General features: G+C 57.1%; 1 protein-coding gene. It reads left to right on the forward strand.

Annotation, left to right across the window (positions count from 1 at the left end; all coding sequences use genetic code 11):
- Positions 1–641 (forward strand): IS30 family transposase (locus AC1RTQ_RS24160; RefSeq protein ID WP_492879503.1); only part of this gene is annotated, 641 nt, incomplete at its 5' end.
- Between the last annotated feature and the right edge of the window lie 7 nt (positions 642–648).

The following is a 648-nucleotide window of genomic DNA, read 5'->3' on the forward strand; positions in this document are numbered from 1 at the left end:
ACCGCAGTCTATTCATTCAAACGCGCGGTGCCTTGAAGAAAGAGCTGCTGGAACACCTCAGGCGCACCCGCAGAATGCGACGTTCACGGCACTACACGCAAAAGACGGCCATCCACGGCCAGATCGTCGATGCGATCTCGATCCGTGAGCGCCCGGCCTGCGTTGAAGACCGAGCGGTGCCTGGACATTGGGAAGGTGATTTGGTCTTTGGTAGCGGCAACAGTCAGATCGCGACGTTGGTCGAGCGTCAAACGCGCTACGTGATGTTGGTGAAACTGGATGGTAAAGACTCGCAAACAGTCGTCAACGCGCTCATCAAGAATGCCCGCAAGCTGCCACAGGAGCTCTACCAATCTCTGACCTGGGACAGGGGCACCGAGATGCATGCCCACAAGCGATTCACCTTGGCCACAGATATCCAAGTCTACTTCTGCGACCCGCAAAGCCCATGGCAGCGTGGAAGCAACGAAAACACGAACGGCCTGCTCAGGCAGTACATGCCCAAGGGCATGAATCTGTCTGGGCTGTCGCAGCATCAGCTCAACGCGATCGCAAGACAATTGAATGAGAGGCCGCGCAAGACGCTCGGCTTCCATAGCCCTGCTGAGATGTTCAGCGCATGTGTTGCATCGACCGGTTGAATCCGCC

Source organism: Comamonas sp. GW821-FHT11H03, assembly GCF_058807955.1.